The 21,779-nt window shown below is 60.3% G+C and carries 18 protein-coding genes; 12 read left to right on the top strand and 6 right to left on the bottom strand.

Features of this window, described 5'->3' with window-relative positions; genetic code table 11:
* The first annotated feature begins 212 nt into the window (after positions 1-212).
* On the top strand, positions 213-4,499 hold the full coding sequence (locus ACIP1X_RS20255; RefSeq protein ID WP_400754604.1) for a DEAD/DEAH box helicase: 4,287 nt from the start codon (positions 213-215) through the stop codon (positions 4,497-4,499).
* A 114-nt stretch (positions 4,500-4,613) separates the two neighbouring features.
* Here ACIP1X_RS20255 and ACIP1X_RS20250 read toward each other — a convergent pair whose 3' ends face one another.
* Complete coding sequence (locus ACIP1X_RS20250) at positions 4,614-6,710, bottom strand: mechanosensitive ion channel family protein (protein ID WP_053124278.1); 2,097 nt, start codon at positions 6,708-6,710, stop codon at positions 4,614-4,616.
* Positions 6,711-7,055: 345 nt separating this feature from the next.
* Between ACIP1X_RS20250 and ACIP1X_RS20245 the strand changes: the two genes are divergently transcribed.
* From ACIP1X_RS20245 to ACIP1X_RS20230, 4 genes are read left to right on the top strand one after another with little or no spacing between them, the layout of a single operon-like run.
* Positions 7,056-7,982, top strand: a complete 927-nt coding sequence (locus tag ACIP1X_RS20245; protein WP_159815621.1) for a DUF72 domain-containing protein — start codon at positions 7,056-7,058, stop codon at positions 7,980-7,982.
* Positions 7,979-8,776 (top strand): endonuclease/exonuclease/phosphatase family protein, encoded by a 798-nt coding sequence (locus tag ACIP1X_RS20240; RefSeq protein WP_212551336.1) that lies wholly within the window; start codon positions 7,979-7,981, stop codon positions 8,774-8,776. Before ACIP1X_RS20245 ends, ACIP1X_RS20240 begins: the two co-directional genes overlap by 4 nt.
* The gene (clsB, locus tag ACIP1X_RS20235) at positions 8,773-10,047 is read left to right on the top strand and encodes a cardiolipin synthase ClsB (RefSeq protein ID WP_400754601.1); all 1,275 of its coding nucleotides are present in this window, start codon (positions 8,773-8,775) and stop codon (positions 10,045-10,047) included. The genes ACIP1X_RS20240 and clsB overlap by 4 nt, the downstream gene beginning before the upstream one ends.
* The gene (locus ACIP1X_RS20230) at positions 10,044-11,030 is read left to right on the top strand and encodes a lysylphosphatidylglycerol synthase domain-containing protein (RefSeq protein WP_400754598.1); all 987 of its coding nucleotides are present in this window, start codon (positions 10,044-10,046) and stop codon (positions 11,028-11,030) included. The genes clsB and ACIP1X_RS20230 overlap by 4 nt, the downstream gene beginning before the upstream one ends.
* 112 nt (positions 11,031-11,142) lie before the next feature.
* Here ACIP1X_RS20230 and ACIP1X_RS20225 read toward each other — a convergent pair whose 3' ends face one another.
* The 3 genes from ACIP1X_RS20225 to ACIP1X_RS20215 all read right to left on the bottom strand — a co-directional run bounded on the left by ACIP1X_RS20225 (position 11,143) and on the right by ACIP1X_RS20215 (position 14,285).
* Positions 11,143-11,901 (bottom strand): S9 family peptidase, encoded by a 759-nt coding sequence (locus ACIP1X_RS20225; protein ID WP_053124286.1) that lies wholly within the window; start codon positions 11,899-11,901, stop codon positions 11,143-11,145.
* Positions 11,891-13,000, bottom strand: coding sequence for a DUF3182 family protein (locus ACIP1X_RS20220; protein WP_400754595.1), 1,110 nt, complete (start codon positions 12,998-13,000; stop codon positions 11,891-11,893). The genes ACIP1X_RS20225 and ACIP1X_RS20220 overlap by 11 nt, the downstream gene beginning before the upstream one ends.
* A gap of 283 nt (positions 13,001-13,283) precedes the next feature.
* Complete coding sequence (locus ACIP1X_RS20215; RefSeq protein ID WP_400754592.1) at positions 13,284-14,285, bottom strand: GlxA family transcriptional regulator; 1,002 nt, start codon at positions 14,283-14,285, stop codon at positions 13,284-13,286.
* A 100-nt stretch (positions 14,286-14,385) separates the two neighbouring features.
* Between ACIP1X_RS20215 and ACIP1X_RS20210 the strand changes: the two genes are divergently transcribed.
* From ACIP1X_RS20210 to ACIP1X_RS20180, 7 genes are all read left to right on the top strand, one after another.
* The gene (locus tag ACIP1X_RS20210; protein ID WP_400754589.1) at positions 14,386-14,940 is read left to right on the top strand and encodes a cysteine hydrolase family protein; all 555 of its coding nucleotides are present in this window, start codon (positions 14,386-14,388) and stop codon (positions 14,938-14,940) included.
* Positions 14,941-15,181: 241 nt separating this feature from the next.
* Positions 15,182-15,763: a YjfI family protein gene (locus ACIP1X_RS20205; RefSeq protein WP_246542012.1), complete on the top strand. Its 582-nt coding sequence runs from the start codon at positions 15,182-15,184 to the stop codon at positions 15,761-15,763.
* A gap of 17 nt (positions 15,764-15,780) precedes the next feature.
* Positions 15,781-16,479: a PspA/IM30 family protein gene (locus ACIP1X_RS20200; protein ID WP_400754587.1), complete on the top strand. Its 699-nt coding sequence runs from the start codon at positions 15,781-15,783 to the stop codon at positions 16,477-16,479.
* 272 nt (positions 16,480-16,751) lie between these two features.
* Positions 16,752-17,402, top strand: coding sequence for a DUF2491 family protein (locus ACIP1X_RS20195; protein WP_400649309.1), 651 nt, complete (start codon positions 16,752-16,754; stop codon positions 17,400-17,402).
* A 15-nt stretch (positions 17,403-17,417) separates the two neighbouring features.
* The gene (locus tag ACIP1X_RS20190) at positions 17,418-17,843 is read left to right on the top strand and encodes a DUF350 domain-containing protein (protein WP_400754584.1); all 426 of its coding nucleotides are present in this window, start codon (positions 17,418-17,420) and stop codon (positions 17,841-17,843) included.
* A 17-nt stretch (positions 17,844-17,860) separates the two neighbouring features.
* Positions 17,861-18,550 carry a DUF1190 domain-containing protein gene (locus ACIP1X_RS20185; RefSeq protein ID WP_212546239.1) on the top strand — a complete coding sequence of 230 codons (690 nt, stop codon included), beginning with the start codon at positions 17,861-17,863 and terminating at the stop codon, positions 18,548-18,550.
* A gap of 2 nt (positions 18,551-18,552) precedes the next feature.
* Positions 18,553-19,710, top strand: a complete 1,158-nt coding sequence (locus ACIP1X_RS20180; protein ID WP_053124302.1) for a glutathionylspermidine synthase family protein — start codon at positions 18,553-18,555, stop codon at positions 19,708-19,710.
* 178 nt (positions 19,711-19,888) lie between these two features.
* Here the strand turns inward: ACIP1X_RS20180 and ACIP1X_RS20175 are convergent, their stop codons facing one another.
* Together ACIP1X_RS20175 and ACIP1X_RS20170 are read right to left on the bottom strand one after the other, a co-directional pair.
* Positions 19,889-20,413: a single-stranded DNA-binding protein gene (locus tag ACIP1X_RS20175; protein WP_008081898.1), complete on the bottom strand. Its 525-nt coding sequence runs from the start codon at positions 20,411-20,413 to the stop codon at positions 19,889-19,891.
* A gap of 9 nt (positions 20,414-20,422) precedes the next feature.
* Positions 20,423-21,779 (bottom strand): MFS transporter (locus ACIP1X_RS20170; RefSeq protein ID WP_400754579.1); only part of this gene is annotated, 1,357 nt, incomplete at its 5' end.

Here is a 21,779-nt window from a genome sequence, read left to right as displayed (position 1 = left end):
TTTAGTGCGCAACCGTCATCCGTAAAGTGTTCATCCCCGGGATTTGTGCTGTGGCCACTGGCCCCTTCGCGAGCAGGCTCGCTCCCACAAGGGATGTGCGGCGCACATAAATCCACTGTGGGAGCGAGCCTGCTCGCGAAGGGGCCCTGCCAGACACTGAAGATCCTGAGCGGTACTTGCATCTTCCCCCCTGCGACCGCATAACTTAAGCCATGAATCTGCCCCTCCCCGCCGACAGCGCTCTGGCAGGCTTTCACCCCGCCGTCAGCGCCTGGTTTCGCAGGACCTTCCCGACGGTCACCGCCGCCCAGGCCCGCGCATGGCCGTTGATCCGCCAGCGCCGCTCGACGCTGATCGCCGCGCCCACCGGCTCGGGCAAAACCCTGACCGCGTTCCTCGCCGTACTCGACGACCTCGTCCACCGTGGCCTGGAAAACCCCGACGGCCTGCCCGACGAAACCCTGGTCGTCTACGTCTCGCCGCTCAAAGCACTGTCCAATGACATCCGCATCAACCTGCAAAATCCACTCGCCGGGATCACCGAACAGCTGCGGCAAATGAACCTGCCGGAAGTCCACATCACCACCGCCGTGCGCACCGGCGACACCCCGCAAAAAGACCGCGCCGCCATGCGCAAAACCGCGCCGCACATTCTGGTGACCACGCCGGAATCGCTCTACGTCCTGCTCGGCTCGGAATCCGGGCGAAAAATGCTCGGCACCACGCGCACGGTGATCATCGACGAAATCCATGCGATGGCCGCCGGCAAACGCGGCAGCCACTTGTCCCTGAGCCTTGAGCGCCTGCAAGCCTTGTGCGCCGAACCGCTGACCCGCATCGGTCTTTCCGCCACGCAAAAACCGGTCGAAGCCGTGGCGCAGTTCCTCGTCGGCCATGACCGGCCCTGCGAAATCATCGACATCGGTCACGCCCGGCCACGGGATCTCGGCATCGAAGTGCCGCCCGTGCCGCTTTCAGCGGTGATGGCCAACGATGTCTGGGAATTGGTCTACGACCGCCTCGCCGAACTCGCACGCGAGCACCGCACCACACTGATTTTCGTCAACACCCGACGCCTGGCCGAACGTCTGAGCCGCCACCTCAGCGAGCGCCTCGGCAAACATGCAGTGGCGGCGCATCACGGCAGTCTGGCCAAGGAGTTTCGTCTCGACGCCGAACAACGCCTCAAGCGTGGCGAGTTGCAGGTGTTGATCGCCACCGCTTCGCTGGAACTGGGCATCGATATCGGCGAAGTCGATCTGGTCTGTCAGATCGCTTCACCGCGCTCCATCGCCGGGTTTCTGCAAAGGGTCGGTCGTTCCGGACACCAGGTCGGCGGCACGCCCAAGGGCCGCTTGTTCGCCACCACCCGCGACGATTTGATCGAATGCGCCGCCCTGCTCGACTGCGTACGCCGTGGCGAACTCGACACCCTGCATATTCCCGTCGCGCCGCTGGATGTACTCGCCCAACAAATCATCGCCGAAGTCAGCTGTCAGGAATGGTCAGAAGACGCCTTGCTCGCGATGTTCCGCCAAGCCTCGCCCTATCGTGGTCTCGACGAAAAACACTATCAGGCCCTGCTGAGCATGCTCGCCGAAGGTTACAACGGTCGCCAAGGCATTCGCAGCGCCTACCTGCACCGCGACGCCGTCAGCCGCACCTTGCGTGGTCGGCGTGGCGCGAAACTCGCTGCCGTGACCAGCGGCGGCACCATTCCCGACAACGCCGATTACAGCGTGATGCTTGAGCCGCAAAGCTTGAACATCGGCAGCGTCAACGAAGACTTCGCCGTGGAAAGCATTGCCGGCGATGTGTTCCAGCTCGGCAATACCTCTTATCGGATCCTGCGCGTGGAAACCGGCAAGGTGCGCGTCGAGGATGCCCACGGTCAGCCGCCGACCATTCCGTTCTGGCTCGGCGAAGCACCGGGGCGCAGCGATGAACTGTCGTTCGCCGTGGCGCGCCTGCAAGCGCAGTTCGACGCGTTGCTCGGCGCCAGCCCCGGAGACTTGCAATCAGCCCTCGACTGGCTGACGCAGACCCTCGGCCTCAACCGCGCCAGCGCCGAACAACTGGTCGAATACCTCGCCCGCGCCCGGCAAACCCTCGGCGCCCTGCCCTCGCAGGACACGCTGTTGATGGAGCGATTTTTCGACGAGTCCGGCGGCACGCAACTGATCATCCATTCACCGTTCGGCAGCCGCATCAACCGCGCCTGGGGTTTGGCCCTGCGCAAGCGTTTCTGCCGTACGTTCAACTTCGAATTACAGGCAGCGGCCAGCGAAGACGCGATTGTGCTGTCGCTGTCCACCAGCCACAGTTTTGAACTGGATGAAATCTGGCGCTACCTGCACAGCAACAGCGCCGAGCACATCCTTATTCAAGCGGTGCTCGATGCGCCGCTGTTCGGCGTGCGCTGGCGCTGGAATGCCGGCGTAGCGCTGGCGCTGCCGCGTTTTACCGGCGGACGCAAAGTCGCGCCGCAGTTGCAGCGAATGAAAAGCGAAGACCTGATTGCCAGCGTGTTTCCCGATCAGATCGCCTGCCTGGAAAATCTCGCTGGCGAACGGGAAATTCCCGAGCATCCGCTGATTGAGCAAACCCTCGACGACTGCCTGCACGAGGCTATGGACTGCGAAGGCTGGCTCAATCTGCTGCGACGCATGGAGCGTGGCGAAGTGCGTTTGATCAGCCGCGATCTGCCGGCGCCCTCACCGCTCGCGGCGGAAATTCTCAGTGCGCGGCCGTACACCTTTCTCGACGATGCGCCACTGGAAGAACGTCGCACCCAAGCGGTAATCAACCGCCGCTGGAGCGACCCGCAATCAACTGATGATCTCGGTGCGCTGGATGCCGACGCGATTACGGCCGTACGCGAAGAAGCCTGGCCGACGCCGAACGCTGTGGATGAAATGCATGAGGCGCTGATGAGTCTGGCATGCATCAGCGAGGATGAGGCGCAAGCGAACGAAGGTTGGCGTGAATGGCTGGAAACCTTGGCCAGCAGCGGCCGCGCCTGCCGATTGCAGATCAATGCCGAGCATTGTTTATGGCTGGCCCGCGAACGCCTGACCTGCCTGCAAGCGCTTTATCCACAGGCCAAATTGCAGCCTGAGCTGGAGGTGTTGCCGGGATTCGATGAGGTCTGGACGACCGATGAGGCATTGGTCGAAGTGATTCGAGCTCGCCTAGGTGCTTTCGGCCCGTTGCCGTTAACCGCTATCGCCGAACCGCTTGGGCTGCCGGCCACTCAAGTCAACCAAGCGCTCGCCCAACTCGAGCGTGAAGGCTACGTGCTGCGCGGCCAGTTCACGCCGAAACTCAACATCGAGGAATGGTGCGAACGCCATCTGCTCGCGCGCATTCATCGCTACACGGTCAAGCGTCTGCGCCGGGAAATCGAACCGGTGGCGCTGCAGGATTTCATGCGTTTTCTGTTCGACTGGCAGCACCTTTCGCTCTCGACTCGTGGCCAAGGCAGCGCAGTGTTGCCGGCGATTGTCGGCCAGTTCGAAGGCTACGCGGCAGCGGCCTCGGCGTGGGACAGCGATATCCTCCCGGCGCGCCTGAAAGACTATTCGCCGAGCTGGCTGGATGACCTGTGCCGCAACGGCAAACTGGTGTGGACGCGCCTCAGTGCCCGGCAAAAAGTCAGCGGCACGGCGTTGCGCAGTACGCCGATCGTGTTGCTGCCGCGCAATCAGGTTGGCTTATGGAGCGCGCTGGCCGAACAGACATCCGTGAGCGAGCTGTCGCCGAAAACCCAGAAGGTCTTTGAAGCGCTTAGTCAGCACGGTGCGCTGTTTTTCGATGAGCTAATTCATGAAGCGCATCTGCTGCGCACCGAACTGGAAATCGCCTTGCAGGAACTGGTCGGTGCCGGGCTGGTGAACGCCGACAGCTTCGCCGGCCTGCGTGCGCTGATCACCCCGGCGAGCAAGCGCCAGCAGCGCAGCAGTCGGCGTGGACGCGGGGCGTTTGTTGGCGGCATGGATGATGCCGGGCGCTGGGCTTTGCTGCGGCGCGGGGCGGCTGTGGATAACAGCGAAACCCTGGAGCATGTCGCCATGACCTTGCTGCGCCGTTACGGCGTGGTGTTCTGGCGCTTGCTGGAGCGTGAGGCGGATTGGCTGCCGAGTTGGCGGGAATTGCTGCGCACGTTTCATCGGCTGGAAGCGCGCGGCGAAATTCGTGGCGGGCGGTTTGTCAGTGGTTTGGCGGGGGAACAGTTTGCCTTGCCCGAAGCCATTCCATTGTTGCGCGAAGTACGGCGGCGGCCGCATGACGGCAGTCTGGTGGCGGTGTGTGGGGTTGATCCGCTGAACCTGGCCGGGACGTTGTTGCCGGGGGTAAAAGTGCCGGCGCTGGTGAGTAATCGGCTGGTGTATCGCGATGGGTTGCCGGCGGCGGCGGAGATTGGCGGCAAGCAGCAGTTTTGGCTGGAGCTGGATCAGATCGATATGGAGCAGGTGCGCGGCAAGCTGATCCGGCATTGAGGGTATCTGCGCTGGCCCTTTCGCGAGCAAGCCCGCTCCCACAGTTTGACCGCGTCCCCCTGTGGGAGCGGGCTTGCTCGCGAAGAGGCCGGCACTGCCCCACATAATCTTGCGCTATGTCCGCGACCCCTGCGGCACCTCGGTCGCCACCACCTCTCCCTCCTGCACCTGCCGCTTCGGCAACAAAACCTGCTGTGGATAAGTCTGCGCGAAATGCACCGTCTCGGTGTTATCCACAAGCTTCTTCAAACGCTGGTTAAACGCCCGGCTCACCGCATACTGCCCACCCGACACCGTCCTGAACTGCGCCGTCAGCACCACGCCATTCAAATCCATCCGGTCCACGCCAAACACATCCAGCGGCCCTTGCAGGTTGTACTTGAGGAACGGGTCTTCGCGGATCGAATCGCCGGTCTCGCGAATCAACTCAATGGCTTTATCCACGTCCGTGTCATAGGTGAACTGCACCGAGAAAAACGCATAGGCAAACTGCCGTGATTGGTTGGTCACCGCCTTGATCTGGCCAAACGGCACCGAGTGCACAAAACCCTTGCCGTCACGCAGGCGCAGCGTACGAATGGTCAGCCCTTCGACCGTGCCGGCATGCCCGGAATCAAGCACCACCCAATCACCAATCGACAGGGTGTCTTCGATGATGATGAACAGCCCGGTGATCACGTCCTGCACCAATTGCTGCGAACCGAAACCGATGGCCAGACCGACCACCCCGGCACCCGCCAGCAGCGGCGCAACGTTGATCCCCAGGTTGGCCATGGTGGTGATCGCGCAGATCACCACGAGGATGATTTTGATCGCGTTGCGCAGCAGCGGCAGGATGGTTTTCACCCGTGTGCTCGGCTGGCGCGCCGCGCGTTTGCTGAGCGGTGGTTTCAATGCCTCCTGAATCGCCGTGTCGAGCACCACCCACAACAGCCAGGTCACCAGGAAGATCAGACCAATGCTGCTCAGCGCATTACTGATCGCTCGCCCGACCGTGCTGCTCTGGGCGAAATCAAGCAGCGACACGCCCCAGATCCGTCCGAGAATATCAATGAAGGCAATCGCAATGACAATCCGCAGCAAGGCGTGCAGCAGGCTCAGGAAGCGTTCCTTGTAGGCGCTGCTGCGCTGGATCGCTTCGGCTTTTCGTGACTTGAACAAGTGCTGCAGAATCGTGCTGAGAAATACCGTGCCGATCAGCAGCACCGTGGTGAACAACGCGCAGCGCAGGGCTTTTTGATTGTCCTCGCCGATGCCGATCAGATTCACCGCCGAGACCAGCACCATCAACACAATCGGCCAATACCACAGCCCGGAAAAAATCCGCAGTGACTCCTGCAAGGAGGGCTGTTTCAAACGTTGAGCCAGCGAGCGGTTGCGGATCAGATGCGCCACTGGGCGACGCAAGCGAATCACCAACAATCCGAAAATCACCGAGGCGATCAGGCCGGTAAACACGGCGACGCTGCTGGTGATATTGCCGCCCAGTTGCCGGGCGATTTGCGGGCTGGTCAGCGCATCGCTGAGGGCGGCGAGGAAGCCGATCAGGAACAACGGTCGCGGACAATAATTGCGAATGATGCGTGCAGCGGGACGTTTGTGCCCGACGTTGAACATCACCACCACGCATAACAGCATCGAAGTGGAAAAGATGCCGCTGCTGGTGGCATAAGCCAGACACAGCGCCAGCGCGCGCCCCACCGAAGCTTGCAGAAAATGACTGACATACAGGGTCAACGGCAGGCAGATCAGCGCCGGAAGCGTGTACGGCAGCAGGTAACCGATCAGATCCTGACTGCGTTGGCGGGTGCGTAACCAGCGGCCCCCACGCATACGGTTGGCCAACAAACTGCCGAGTACGGTGAGCAGCGCAAAACTGCCGAGCCAAGTGCCGGACAGCGTGAGGAAATCCCCGGCGACACTCCAGCCTGAGCGGTTCGACGGCTGGTTGACCAATTTGTCGACTTCATCGGCCGCACGGTCGGCGCGCAGGCGCCAGGCGTCGACCAGATGCTCGTTGATGTCGAGTTTGTCCTGCACGTCGTCGATGCTCGAACTGATCGCACCGAGCAGACCGCCCTGCACCAGCGGCTCGGGTTTGGCCGGTTCTTCGGCAGCGGCCGGAACACCCGGCAGCGCGGCGGCGTCGATTTCACTGGCACCGAGAAACAGCAATGCTCCCAGCAGAATGGCGATCCTGAACTTGACCAAAACTCCGATCTCCCGTGGCTGAACCTGTAAGGAACTGATCAAGTTTTGCGCGGCAAGTTCAAGAGCCCCCTCACCCTAGCCCTCTCCCAGAGGGAGAGGGAACTGACCGAGTTGACTGGTCTTGATGCATCGACCTGAAGGCCTACAGTCGAACTCAGGCCTTCAAAACCACGCAGATCTGCTCCCTTCCCCCTCGCCCCCTTGGGGGAGAGGGTTGGGGTGAGGGGGAGCGCTTTTGATCTTCGCCTTAGATGTGACCGTCCGTAATACCGCCGAAACTTTCCCGATCCACCCGCAGTCATCAAAAGACAGTGGCAACACGAGGGCTTTCAACGGGAGGGTGGCATGGCGACGATTCACATCGGTATTTCCGGCTGGCGCTACGAACCGTGGCGCGGGGATTTCTACCCCAAGGGACTGGCGCAAAAGCGCGAACTGCAGTTCGCGTCGAGGGCGGTCAACAGCATCGAAATCAATGGATCGTTCTACGCCCTGCAACGGCCCGAACGCTATGCGCAGTGGTACGCCGAAACACCCGACGACTTCGTCTTCAGCGTCAAAGCCCCGCGCTTCATCACCCATATCCGCCGTTTGCGCGATATCGAAAAACCGCTGGCGAATTTCTTCGCCTCGGGAATTCTGGAGCTCAAGGAAAAACTCGGGCCGATCCTTTGGCAGTTCCCGCCGAACTTCAAATTCGAGCCCGAGCGTTTCGAGCATTTCCTCGCGCTATTGCCCCACGACACCGAAGCGGCGGCCGCCCTCGCCCACCAACACGACTCCCACCTGCACGGCCACGCGAGCATGAAAGCCTGGCGCAAAAAGCCGTTACGCCACGCCGTGGAAATCCGCAACGACAGCTTCCTCGATCCCGAATTTGTGCGGTTACTGAAGCGCTACAACACCGCCCTGGTAATCGCCGACACCGCCGATAAATGGCCCTACCGCGAAGACCTCACCAGCGACTTCGTTTACCTGCGCCTGCACGGTGCCGAAGAACTCTACGCCAGCGGTTACACCGCGCCAGCCCTCAAGCGTTGGGCCGAGCGCATCGACGCCTGGCACCATGGCGAGCAACCGAAAGATGCCCATCTGATCGCCCCGCGCTTGAAGCCGCGCGCACGCAAATCCCGCGAAGTGTTCTGCTATTTCGACAACGACATCAAAGTCCGCGCGCCCTACGACGCCCGTGATCTGCTGCACCGTTTCGAGCTGGATAAAGACCTCGCCACCACCCCCGGTGAACCCGCTGGCGAAGGAGTGCTGGCATGAGTATTTCAGAACCGGTCGGCTTCACCGATGAAGGCTCGGTCGTCGCGCCGTCGGTGCGTACGTTCACCGTGCTGACGGTCAACACCCACAAGGGTTTTACCGCCCTCAACCGGCGCTTCATCCTTCCGGAATTGCGCGAAGCGGTGCGCAGCGTCGCCGCCGACGTGGTGTTCCTGCAGGAAGTCCACGGCACCCACGAGCATCATCACAAGCGCTACAGCAATTGGCCGACGATGCCGCAGTACGAATTCCTCGCCGACAGCCTCTGGCCGCAGTTCGCCTATGGGCGCAACGCGGTGTACCCGGACGGCGATCACGGCAATGCGTTGTTGTCGAAATTCCAGATCATCCGCCACGACAATCTCGACGTGTCGATCAGCGGCCATGAGAACCGTGGCCTGCTGCATTGCGTGCTGCGTCTGCCCGGCGACGGCGCCGAGATCCATGCGATCTGCGTGCATCTGGGCCTGCGTGAAAGTCATCGCAACGCCCAGTTGAAGCTACTCGGCGAACGCTTGGCCGAACTGCCGGACGACGCGCCCGTGATCGTCGCCGGTGACTTCAATGACTGGCGCCAGCGCGCTGATGCGTTGCTCAAACCCTCGGGCCTGCGTGAAGTGTTCGCCGAGCACCACGGCAAACCGGCGCGCAGTTTCCCCGCACGTCTGCCGACACTGCGCCTCGACCGTATCTATGTCCGTAACCTCAAAGCCAGCCAGCCGAAAGTACTTGCCAACCGGCCCTGGTCTCACCTTTCTGACCACGCACCGTTATCGGTGGAGATCGAACTATGAACAGCGCGCCGCTGGAGAAATCCGCCGTGGAACCCATCAGCATTACCCCGCCGGTGCGCGAGCCCGGCCAGGTCGACGTCGAGTACCGCTGGCAGGGCGGCAACCATGTGCAATTGCTGGAAAACGGCGAGGAATACTTCCCGCGTGTGTTTGAAGCGATGCGTGCGGCGAAGAGTGAAATTATCCTCGAGACCTTCATCGTTTTCGAAGACAAGGTCGGCGCCGAGCTGCAGGAGATTCTGATTGATGCGGCCAAGCGCGGCGTGCGCACCACCGTCAGCCTCGACGGCTTCGGTTGTGGCGAGTTGACCACCGGTTATCTCGCCGCATTGAGCGAGGCCGGCGTGCATTTGCAGATTTTCGATCCAGCGCCGAGACGCCTCGGCATTCGTACCAACTGGTTCCGCCGCTTGCACCGCAAAATCGTCGTGGTCGACGGCATGGTCGCGTTCATCGGCGGGATCAATTTTTCCGGCGATCATCTGGCTGATTTCGGCCCTGAAGCCAAGCAGGATTATTCGGTGGAAATTCAGGGCCCGGCGGTCGCCGACATCCATCACTTCGCCCTGCTGCAAAGTGGTCGCCCGGGTCGCGCGCGGTTCTGGTGGCAACGCCGGCGCCAGCGTCGCGCGGAAATGGCCTTCGATGATCATGACGGTCAGGTACGCCTGGTGTTCCGCGACAACGACCAGCACAGCACCGATATCGAAGACGTTTATCTGCAAGCGCTGCGCCGCGCCAAACGCCGTGTGGTGATCGCCAACGCCTACTTCTTTCCCGGTTACCGCTTGCTGCGTGAAATGCGCAATGCCGCCCGGCGCGGTGTCGATGTGCGGCTGATCCTGCAAGGCCAGCCAGACATGCTGGTGGCGAAACTCGCGGCGCGCATGACCTACGATTATTTGCTCAAGGCTGGCGTGCAGATTCATGAGTATTGCCAGCGTCCGCTGCACGGCAAAGTCGCGCTGGTCGATGATGAATGGAGCACCGTCGGCTCGAGCAATCTCGATCCGCTGAGTCTGTCGCTGAACCTGGAAGCCAACGTGCTGATCCGCGATCGCGCGTTTAATCAGCACTTGTTCGAGCGCCTCGAAGACCTCAGCCAAAACCACTGCAAAGCCATGGACGCCAGCAAGTCGCCACGCGGACGTATCTGGCACATGACCGTGGGCTTTCTGGTGTTCCACTTTCTGCGGCATTTCCCGGCGATGGCGGGTTGGTTGCCGGCGCACAAACCGCGGCTCAAGCCGTTTCGAGGTAACCGCTCATGAGCCATTCCGAAGCGCACCCGAGCGGTCACGCGGCGCCAGCGACGCAATCGAAATGGAGCCGCTGGAAACGCCCGCTGACCCTGTTGTTTTTCCTCGCACTGATCGTGCTGCTGACGATGTTCGCCACGCGCATCGAATGGAAAGAAGTGCTGGAAACCCTCGCCGACTTCAAGGTGCGCACGCTGATCATTGCCGCCAGCCTGACGCTGCTGAGCTTTCTGGTGTACGCCAGTTTCGACCTGATCGGCCGCACCTACATTCGTCAGGATCTGACCTGGAAACAGATTCTGCCGGTGGGGATTATCAGCTATGCGTTCAACCTGAACCTGAGCGCGTGGGTCGGCGGCATCGCCATGCGTTATCGGTTGTATTCACGGTTGGGCGTGAGTAAAGGCAACATCGCCAAGATTCTCGGGCTGAGCCTGGCGACTAACTGGTTTGGCTACATGACCATTGCCGGTGCGGTATTCAGCAGTGGCCTGGTGACTATGCCGCCGGGGTGGAAAGTCAGCAGCGACGCGTTGCAGGGCATCGGGGTTTTGTTGCTGCTGGTCAGCGCCGGTTACCTCGCGGCGTGTCAGTTTTCCAAGCGCCGCGAGTGGTCGATTCGTGGCGTGGAAATCAACCTGCCATCGCTGCGCATGGCGGTGTTGCAGCTGCTGTTGGGCGCCTTGAACTGGTCGCTGATGGCGGCGGTGATTTTCACGTTATTGCCGAGCAAATTGGATTATCCGTTGGTGCTGGGTGTGTTGTTGATCAGCGCGATTGCCGGGGTGATCACGCATATTCCGGCGGGGCTTGGCGTGCTGGAGGCGGTGTTTGTTGCGCTGCTGCAGCATGAAGCTTCGCGAGGGAGTCTGGTGGCGGGGTTGCTGGCGTATCGGGCGATTTATTTTCTGTTGCCGTTGTTGATTACGGTGGTGATGTATTTGGTGGTAGAGGCCAAAGCGAAGGCGTTGCGGATAGAGAAAAAACCTTCCTGAGATTTATTGGAGGCTGATGCCCACTTCGCGAGCAGGCTCGCTCCCACATTTGGAATGCATTTCCATGTGGGAGCGAGCCTGCTCGCGAAGGCGTCCCGGAGAACACCAAAAATCATGTTGATTGAATAATGCTCAACCGTTCGCCGACGACCATCTCGGTAATCCAGTCCACCAATATCGAGGTGTACGCCTGCTGCGAAACCGGCTCGCTCAGCGCGTGATCGGCGCCATCGATAATCCGGTGTGTCAGCGAATGCGTCTGTTGACACGCCGCGCGGTAACTCATGATCGCCGCGTGGGGCACGTAGTCATCGGTTTCCGATTCCACCAGCAACACATCCCCGGTGAATTGCGAACACGCATGCAGCGCACGGTTACTGTCAGCGCGCACCAGCGTGCTTCGATAATCACGTAAATCCGCTTTATCCAGCTCCCGCTTCGGCGTGTGCCATTGCTCGTCGCGATACAGCGCCGGCACCCGCAGCGCCAGCCAGCGCACCGGGCGCAGCGACGTCAGGATTGCAGCCAGATAACCACCGTAACTGGTGCCGACCACGGCAATCGCCGAGGTATCGAGCGCAGGATGCGCGAGCAAGCGGTCATACGCCGCGAGCAAATCACGCAGATTGTCTTCACGGGTGACGCGAGTCAGCGGAATTCCGGTGCCGCCGGTATGCCCGCGCAAGTCGAAGGTCAGGCACACGCAACCCAGTCCGGCGATGCCTTTGGCCCGTTCAAGATCTCGCTCCTGACTGCCGCCCCATCCGTGAACAAACAACACCCCCGGGACTTTCGATTTGGGACTGAGAAACGTCCCGCTCATCTGTTCATCATCAATGTCGATTTGAATGCTTTCGCTTCTAGCCGTCATAAGATTTGACCGTTACGTATTTGAGGAGAAATTCACTGTTTTCCGCCGGGCCGCGATACACCTCGATGGCGTCTGCCGGCAGCGGCTGATCGATGTAGGTTTCCACTGAAGACACACGAATCGCGCGCATCCCCGGGTCGTTGACGAAGCTTTGCAGCGCGGCAACTTCAGCACTGCTGGCACCGCCCATGCGCCAGGATTGTTCGAGCACGCCGCTGCGGGTTTTGCCGTTGCTGTCCAACCCTTGAGCGATGTCGTAATTGCGCCGCGAGGCGTAGAAGCGCGGATAAGCTTCATCGGCGGCACTGTCGAAAATCTGCGCCTGTTCGATGGCCAGCCGGACATCATCCGCCAGATCCAGCTTCAGCAGAGCGTCATAGCCGCCCTGCACCACCAGCAGGTTCGAACCACCATACACGTCTTCGCCGTGGGCATCTTTGGTCAAGTATTGATCACCGCAGTAGCTCAGCACTTTGTCGCCGATGAACGTCTGGCCGACGCTGTGGGTGACGACGTCGCTCAAGTCCTGTTCCAGTACCACGCCTTCGCTGAACTGTTTTTCGATATCGGGCCGGGCGAGGATTTCATCGAAGGCGTCGAGGCTCTTGATCACTTCCTGGCCGCGACCGGCACAGGCGTGAACTGGCTTCAAACGGATCGGCCCGCTGTACAGCAAATGCTCGGCGGCAGGCCGCGCATCTTCCAGGGAAAACACGCTGAGGCCGTCGAGCACCACGTTGCGCACCCGTTCGGAAAACAGCGGCGACCAGCCCTCAGGCGCATGAGCCAAGTGGCTGCGCAAACCGTGGCTGATGGCTTTGGTGCAAATGAAGTCGTGCTCGACAAATCCGCCCCACAAATCTTCCGGGCCTTTGATGCCGAGTTCGTGAGCGTGGGTGGCGCCGACGATGGTTTGCGTCGGCAGCAAGTAGAGGTCACGACCGCGATGTTTTTCCGGGTCGTAACTGCCACCGAATTTGAACCCGAGAATTTGCGCCAGCCAACGGGCCAGCGCTTTGTTGGTTTGCACTTCATGCTGCGGCGCGCCGGCACGCACCGAGTGGGCGACGACGATTTTCCTGCGGGTGATCGGGGTCATGCGTCCCCCTTCCCTCGGTTCGATGACTGTAGCGATGAAGGGTGCAGAGATCAGGCCAACGGCTGCTCTACGGAAACTTTTGTTTAATCAAAAACTTGGCGGAATTGTGCTGGCACCACGCCTGTTTCAATCTGCACGACCGCCGACAAAACCCCGGCAAATTGCACGATCCAAAACCAAACCGAGATCCCCCTGTGGGAGCGGGCTTGCTCGCGAAAGCGGTGTGTCAGCTTGCGCATGGGTTAACTGACACACCGCTTTCGCGAGCAAGCCCGCTCCCACATTAGGAATTTGTCGCCTTCAAGTTCGGGGTCACACCAAACCGCGCCCGATAATCACTCGGCGCCAGCCCGGTGATCTTCCTGAAGATCGCCCGAAACGCTCCCGGATCCTGATACCCCACTGTCCACGCAATGTGATCGATCGTGCCATTGGTGAACTCAAGCATCTCGCGCGCCTTGCCCACTCGCAGATGCTGACAATACTCGGTCGGCTTCAACCCGCTCGCCGCGCGAAACCGCCGCAGAAACGTGCGCTCCTCCAGCCCTGCACGCTCGGCCATCGCGGTCAGCGAAACATCCGTCGCGCCGGTGCTTTGCAGCCAATGCTGAACCTTGAGAATCGCCGCATCGCCATGACTGAGAATCGGCGCAAAATTGCTCCCGCACTCACTGGCACTGTCGCTGTGTTCGATCACCAGAAAACGTGCGGTACCGGTGGCGATGCTCGGCCCGAGCAACCTGTCGACCAGGCGCAAGCCAAGCTCCGACCAGGCCATCAATCCAGCGGTGGTAATCAGGTCGCCGTCATCGACGATGGGCGTATCGGCTTTCAATTTGATCTTCGGGTATTGCTCGGCAAACGCCTTGGCCGATGTCCAGTGGGTGGTGGCGCTACGGCCATCGAGCAAACCGCTTTCCGCCAACATCAGCGAACCCACGCAGACACCGCCGAGCGTCGCGCCACGGGCATGTTGATCGCGCAACCACTGCGCAAGGCTGGCTGGCATGTTTGCCGAACTGAAGCCGCCAATTGACGGCGGAATCAGCACCGCCAGCAAATCGCTTTCGTCGCCCGGATGACTGTCGTAAACCCGCACGGGCGGCTGATCACCGTCGACCTGCCAATGACTGACCCGCAGCATCGGCAATTGCGCGGTCTGATGCTCAGCGGCAATGCGGTTGGCCACGCTGAACAGATCGGTCAAGCCATGCACCGCTGCCATCTGCGCGCCGGGATAAATCAGCACGCCGAGTTCAGCGATGGCGGCTTTTTCAACGCCCATTGTCAGTTTTCCCCTGTCTATTGTCGGTGCGGCCAATCCTCGAATCATCGGCCAGCGCCAATACTTGCACCACACCAACAAGCACTTCGAGGACACACCCATGGCCAAGCAAGCACTCATCGTAGTCGATATCCAGAACGACTACTTCCCCCAAGGCAAGTGGCCGCTGGTCTGCGCGGATGCCGCCGCCGACAATGCCGTACGACTGATTGCAGCGTTCCGTGAGGCGGGCGATTCGGTGGTGCACATCCGCCACGAATTCACTTCGCCGGATGCGCCGTTTTTCACTCCGGGTTCGGACGGCGCCAAACTGCACCCGAAAGTGCTCAACCGCGCCGACGAGCCGGTCGTGCTCAAACACTTCGTCAATTCGTTTCGCGAGACTGAACTGCAATCGATCCTCGATGAGCAAGGCATCAAGGAGCTGGTGGTGGTCGGCAGCATGAGCCACATGTGCGTCGATGGCATCACTCGGGCAGCAGCGGATCTTGGCTACACCGTGACGGTGATTCACGACGCCTGCGCCAGCCGCGATCTGGAATTCAACGGCCTGACCGTGCCTGCCGCCCATGTACACGCCGCGTTCATGTCAGCACTGGGCTTTGCCTACGCCAATGTGATCTCGACGGACGAATTTCTGTCGGCTGATCGCTAAGCAACACTTTGCAAACAGTCTATAAACAGAGGGCCCGCCACGTTGCGGGCCTTTTTTCGTCTCTCATAAAAAACTCACGCGTGAGCCATTGATGGCATTTTGGATTGGTTGTAGTGTGGCTCACGCGTGAGATGTTCATAACCGAGTCATAGCCATGAAAAGCCGTTCCCCCACCGCGAAATCCGAAAGTCCCAAGGGAGAGCGCGCGAAGGCGTCCGCAAAAAAACCGTCGAGCTTTTATATGAAGCAGATGCGTGCGGGCCTGGCCGCTGCCGGTTATGTGAAACACGAAACTTGGGTGCTTCCCGAAAACCGAAGCTTGCTCAAGCAAATGGAGCAACAGCTACGCCAACCGATTCTGGCTGGCTCTTTCATGTCGGAGAATTACATGAGCGCAGGCAACAACTGGAATATCGATAGCCTCTTCAACGCCCTCAAGGCCCTGGACGAGGTGGCTTCGCACGAGATCACGCTGTCGCTGATCCAGAGCTCTGAACCCAGCATCAAGCTGGAAATGAACGAATTCGGCGGTCTGCCGATTCACATCGCCGTCGCCGGTCAACAGATCATCGTTGACACCGTGCTGGTCGATATCGATTCGATCACCGACGTGCACGCCTTCAATGACGCCGTGTTGCGCAGCCGGGAAATGTTCCCGCTGTCGTCGATCGGTATCGAGTCGATGCCCAACGGGCAGACCGTTTACAACATGTTTGGCGCCCTCAGCGCCGACTCGAGCCTGACCAACGTGGTCACCGAGGTGAAAACCCTGGTCGACAACGTGCAGCGCGCGAGCGAAGCCTTCGAACACTTCTTCAAGTAATCAACAGGGAAAATCCAATGACTCAGTCCATCTGGAGCAAGTTGTTCACCGCACTGCGCGGCGGCGCCAATGAAGTCGGCGAATCGATCGTCGACCAACAGGCCCTGCGCATCCTCGATCAGGAAATCCGCGATGCCGACACCGCCCTGTCGAACGCACGTCGCGAGCTGGTCACCATCATGGCCAAGCACAAACTGGCCGCCGACCGTGTGAGCGAGTACGACGCCAAGATCAAGGATCTCGAAGCCAAGGCTGTGTCGGCGTTGAACGCTGGCCGTGAAGACCTGGCGCTGGAAGTGGCCGAAGCGATTTCGACCCTGACCAACGACCTCGATGCCGAGAAAAAGCAGAGCGACGAGTTCGGTGTCTACGCCGAAAACATGCGCAAAGACATCAACAAGGCCGAAGCCCGCATCAAGAGCCTGCGCCAGCAAGTCGACATGGCCAAGGCCCGCGACAGCGTGCAAAAGGCTCAGGTCAGTGCGTCCATCGCCAGCGGCGGCGCCAACGGCAAACTGGAAACCGCCGTGGGTACGCTGAACCGCCTGCAAGCCAAACAGCAACAACGCGCTGCCGAACTGAGTGCTGTTGATGAACTGGCAGACGCCGCGACCGGCAATGACCTGGACCGCAAACTGCAAGAAGCCGGCATCACGCCGAATGCTGGCAGCGCCAACGCGATTCTTGAGCGCCTGAAGCAGAAATCCGCTCAGTAAGCGTTCACACAAAACCTGTGGGAGCGAGCTTTTGTGGCGAGGGGATTTATCCCCGCTGGGCTACGCAGTAGCCCCAAAATCGACAGATGCGGAAACCAGGCACACCGCATGCGATGGTTTTGGGGCAGCTACGCTACCCAACGGGGATAAATCCCCTCGCCACAGGGCCCGCTCCCACATGGTTAGTGGCGTGTCGTTGATCGCTCAGCCCGGTACACTAGCCACGCTTTTTCCGCCGACGAACACTTCCACCCGCCTCAAGGAACGTACCCATGGGATGGTTTAAAGATTTGCTGGGCACCAGCAACTGGCAGACCGCTGCGCCGACACCGACCGTTGCCAGTGGCCCACTCGGCATGGCCCAGGGCAAGGCTGTCAGGTTCGATACGACGCTGGCGCTGTTGCTCGACGGTTCGACCACGGTGCGCGTGCCCTTCGATCAAGCGATCTGGAGCGCCGGTTGGGTCGACCTCGGCCAGTCGAACAAACTGCACCGCTATTACATGAACGACGAGGATTTCTGGCTGCAGATCCACGTTACCGGCGATGACCAGATCGAATCGGTCACGCTGTTCAACTACCTCAGTTACGTGACCGTCAACAGTGACGCCGAACTGCAGCGCCTGGCCGGCCCAAGTAGCGCGATCGGCCTGCCGACCTACACCCACGATGGCGTCGAGTACACCCGCGAATGGGGCACCGAACAGGGCCAGACCGAACTGGTGCCGATGACCGAACAAGTCATCAACCCGGACGAGTCCTACACCATCGAACACCACTCGATGCTCTACGCACGCGAAACCGGCCTGACCGATCGCCGCGAATTGCTGCTGTTCTCCGTCGAACAGGACGAAGAAGGCACCGTCAGCCTGAGCACCTCTTTGGGTATCTCGCTGTACACGACTGATCTGAGCCCCATCTAAAAAAGGAAGTTTTTCATGCTGGAAGTGCTGGCCGTTTCCCTGAACAAAACCGCGCTGGTCGGTTTCGTCGTCTACCTGATCGGCGCCGTGCTGCTGTTCATGCTGTTCCAATTCGTCTACACCCGCATCACCCCGCACAAAGAGTTCGAGTTGATTCGCTCCGGCAACGTCGCCGCCGCCATCGCCCTGTCCGGTGCGATCATCGGTTTCGCGATCCCGGCCAGCAACGTGATCGCCTTCTCGGTCAACGTCCTCGACTTCGTCCTGTGGGCGGTGATTGCCGCTGTTGTGCAACTGCTGGCATTCCTCGCCACCGGCCTGGTGCTCAAAGGCATTTCGCAGCGCATTGCCAACGGTGAAATCGCTTCGGGCATTTACGTGGCAGCGGTCGCCATCAGCGTCGGCATGCTTAACGCCGCGTGCATGACCCCGTCCAACTGACCGGCAGGAAGCCTTCGATGAAACGCAGTAAATATGTGCAGTTGTCCCTCGCCGCGTCGGTGGCCATGGCCATCTCCGGTGAAGCGGCGGCGGTCGAGCAGCCGCGTAACTTCCAGAGCGTGGAACAGTGTGTCGATGCCGAAGTGGCCGCCGATGTCTGCTCCAACGCTTACGTCGCTGCCCTGACCGAACACCGGCGCATCGCCCCGGCGTACGACGACAAGGCCAAGTGTGACGCGGATTTCGCCGCCGATTGGTGTCAGAAAAATTCCGACGGCCGCTTCGTGCCGAAACTCGGCGGCTTCAAAGTGCCGCAGAACGGTGAACCGGCGCAGAACCTCGACGCCATCGCCGGCGCGCAAATGCCGGCGGGTGACGCAGCCGCCGCGCAAAATGTGCAAAACACTTCGCACACCTCCAGTGGCGGCGGCAGTGGCTGGCTGACTGGTTGGCTGATCGGCAACGCGATGAGCAACAACGTCAATCGCACGGTGTACCGCGATCGCGACACGCGCCAGCCCTACAACACTTCGACGCAATACCGCAGAGCCGAAACCACGACGCGCAGCCAAACGGATTACGAAAGCAGCAAAAGCAAACCGGTCAACGTTGCCTCGTCGACCTCGCGCGGCGGCTTCGGTAGCCAGTCGAGTGCTCGCAGCGGTTGGGGTGGCTGGGGCAGCAGTTCCGGTCGCTCGAGCAGCTGACGATGAAGAAAATCCTCTGCGCCGAGCGCCCGGACTGGAAACAGACCGCCGAAAGCCTCGGCTTTATGTTTCACACCATCGACGACGAGCCCTACTGGGACGAAAGCGCGTACTACCAGTTCACGCTCGCGCAGATCGAAAACGATCTTGAGGATCCGACCACCGAGCTGCACGAGATGTGCATGGATCTGGTCGACCGCGTGGTCAACAGCGAAGAGTTGCTGGATCGTCTGAGCATCCCGGCGCCGTACTACGACATGATCCGCACCTCCTGGCGCGAAGGTCATCCGCATCTGTACGGGCGCATGGACTTTTCCTACAGCGGCAACGGCCCGGCGAAACTGCTGGAGCTCAACTACGACACGCCGACCAGCCTGTACGAGGCAGCGGCGTTTCAGTGGGGCTGGCTGGAGCAATGCATCGAGCGCGGCACGCTGCCGGCGAATGCCGACCAGTTCAACAGCATCGACACCAAGCTGCATCAGGCCTTTGCTGAACTGAAGCTGACGCGGCCGTTCTATTTCTCTTCGATGAGAGACTCGGTCGAAGACAAGGGCACCACCGATTACCTGCGGCTGATCGCAGAAAAAGTCGGCATCGAATCGCGGCACATCGACATTGAAGACATTGGCCTGACTTCTGAGGGCCGCTTTGTCGATCTGCAGGATCGCTGGATCCCGCACCTGTTCAAGCTGCACGCCTGGGAGTTCATCTTCCACGAACCTTTCGGCGCGGCGATTGCCGAGTGTGATACGCAGTTTTTTGAACCGGCGTGGAAGGCGATTCTGTCGAACAAAGGCGCACTCCCTTTATTGTGGGAACTGCACAAGGGTCATCCGAACTTGCTCGCGGCGCACCTTGATCCAAACCCGGCCAGTGCGGTGCCCAAGGGTTGGGTGCGCAAGCCGTACTTTTCCCGTGAAGGCGCGAACATTGAGTTGCAGACGGCTGAAGGTCTGATCGTCAAAGAAGACGGGCCCTACACCGATGCGCCGTTTATCCTGCAGGAATTTGCGCCATTGCCGAAGTTTGGCGACAGCTACACGCTGATTGGTTCGTGGGTGATTGGCGATCAAGCCGCAGGTATTGGCGTGCGCGAAGACAACAGCCTGATCACCAAAGACTCGAGCCGGTTCCTGCCGCACCTGATCCTCGACTGAAACACACATCCCCCCGTAGGAGCTGCGGCACGCTGCGATCTTTTGATCTTCAAAAACAGAATCAAAAGATCGCAGCGTGCCGCAGCTCCTACAGTTGATCGCGGTGTTTTGCAGGCACAAAAAAAGGCCCGTCGTTTAAGCGATGGGCCTTTTTGTATGAAGCGGTTATAGCAGGAAATCAGAACGGGATATCGTCATCGAAGCTGTCGAAATCCGGAGCCGGTTGCGGTGCGGCCTGCTGAGGAGCCGGGGCCGAACGCTGTTGCGGAGCCGACTGCTGCGGACGCGGCGCCTGCTGGCGTGGAGCCGGAGCGGACTGCTGATAGTTGTTGCCACCGCCTTGTTGGTCGCCCTGTTGTGGACGGCCGCCGAGCAGTTGCATGGTGCCTTGCATGTCGACCACGATTTCGGTGGTGTAACGCTTGATACCGTCTTTTTCCCACTCACGGGTCTGCAGCTTGCCTTCGATGTAAACCTGCGAACCCTTGCGCAGGTATTCGCCGGCGATTTCGGCGACTTTGCCGAACATCGAAACACGGTGCCACTCGGTCTTCTCGACCTTCTGACCGGTTTGCTTGTCGGTCCACTGTTCGCTGGTTGCCAGACTCAGGTTGGTCACGGCGTTACCGTTAGGCAGGTAGCGAACTTCGGGATCCTGGCCGCAAGTGCCGACCAATATGACTTTGTTAACCCCACGGGCCATAACGTTCTCCTAGGCGTCGCAAGCAGCCCCGGCCGGGTTGTTCACCAGGCGTTCGAGGGTGTCGCGATCCACTAATTCTTTGTCCAGTTTGATGTAAACAGCCGCTTCATCAGCAACTATCACTGCATCGGTTACCCCTACGAGGGCCTTGAGGCGCTCGACCAGACCCGCTTCGCGGATCGCCTCGGGCGACAACTGCAAGCGCAGGCTCGTCACGTAGGGAGGTTCGCGCATGGTAACAGCAAAGGCCAGCCAAAGTGCAGCCAGCCCGGCACACCCAAGGAACACAACCGACAGACCGCCATGCTGAAACAACCAGCCGCCGAGTATCCCGCCGAGTGCCGAACCAAGGAACTGACTGGTGGAATACACGCCCATGGCCGTGCCCTTCCCGCCCGCCGGTGAAACCTTGCTGATCAGCGACGGCAATGAAGCCTCCAGAAGATTGAACGCGGTGAAAAACACCACCGTGCCGATCACCAGAGCCCGCAAGCTGTCACCGAACTGCCAGAAGAATAGCTCAGTCAGCATCAGCGTCGTCACGGCGCCGAGCAAAACTCGTTTCATTTTGCGTTTCTTCTCGCCATAGATGATGAACGGGATCATGGCGAAGAACGAAACCAGCAACGCGGTGAGGTAGACCCACCAGTGCTGTTCCTTGGGCAAACCGGCTTTTTCCACCAGTGCCAGAGGCAGCGCGACGAAGCTCGACATCAACATGGCATGTAACACAAAGATGCCCAGATCGAGGCGCAGCAGATCAGGATGTTTGAGCGTCGGCATCAACGCCTGACGCGCCACACCGGATTCGCGATGAGTCAGCGGCCCGGTCGATTTCGGCACCATGAACATGACGATGACGATGCCCACCAGCGCCATGCCACCGGTGGCGAGAAACAGTCCGGACAAGCCAAACGCACGGGTCAGCAACGGCCCGACGACCATGGCCACGGCGAACGACAGACCAATCGTCATGCCGATCATGGCCATCGCTTTGGTACGGTGCTGCTCGCGAGTCAGGTCGGAAAGCAACGCCATGACCGCTGCGGAAATCGCCCCGGCGCCTTGCAGGATTCGCCCGGCGATCACGCCCCAGATTGAATCGGCCTGAGAGGCCAGCACGCTGCCGAGGGCGAAGACAATCAGCCCGAGGTAAATAACCGGACGGCGGCCAATGCGGTCGGAAATAACCCCGAACGGGATCTGAAAAATCGCCTGGGTCAGGCCGTAAGCGCCGATGGCCAACCCGATCAGGGCCGGGGTCGCTCCCGCCAAATCCATGCCGTAGGTTGCCAGTACCGGCAACACCATGAACATGCCAAGCATACGGAAGGCGAACACCAGGGCCAGACCGCTAGCGGTCTGG

Origin of the sequence: Pseudomonas sp. NPDC088885, assembly GCF_044750025.1 — a bacterium.
Lineage (GTDB): Bacteria > Pseudomonadota > Gammaproteobacteria > Pseudomonadales > Pseudomonadaceae > Aquipseudomonas > Aquipseudomonas rustica.
Note: the sequence above shows the minus strand (reverse complement) of the source record. Positions and strands in the feature narration are given on the sequence as shown.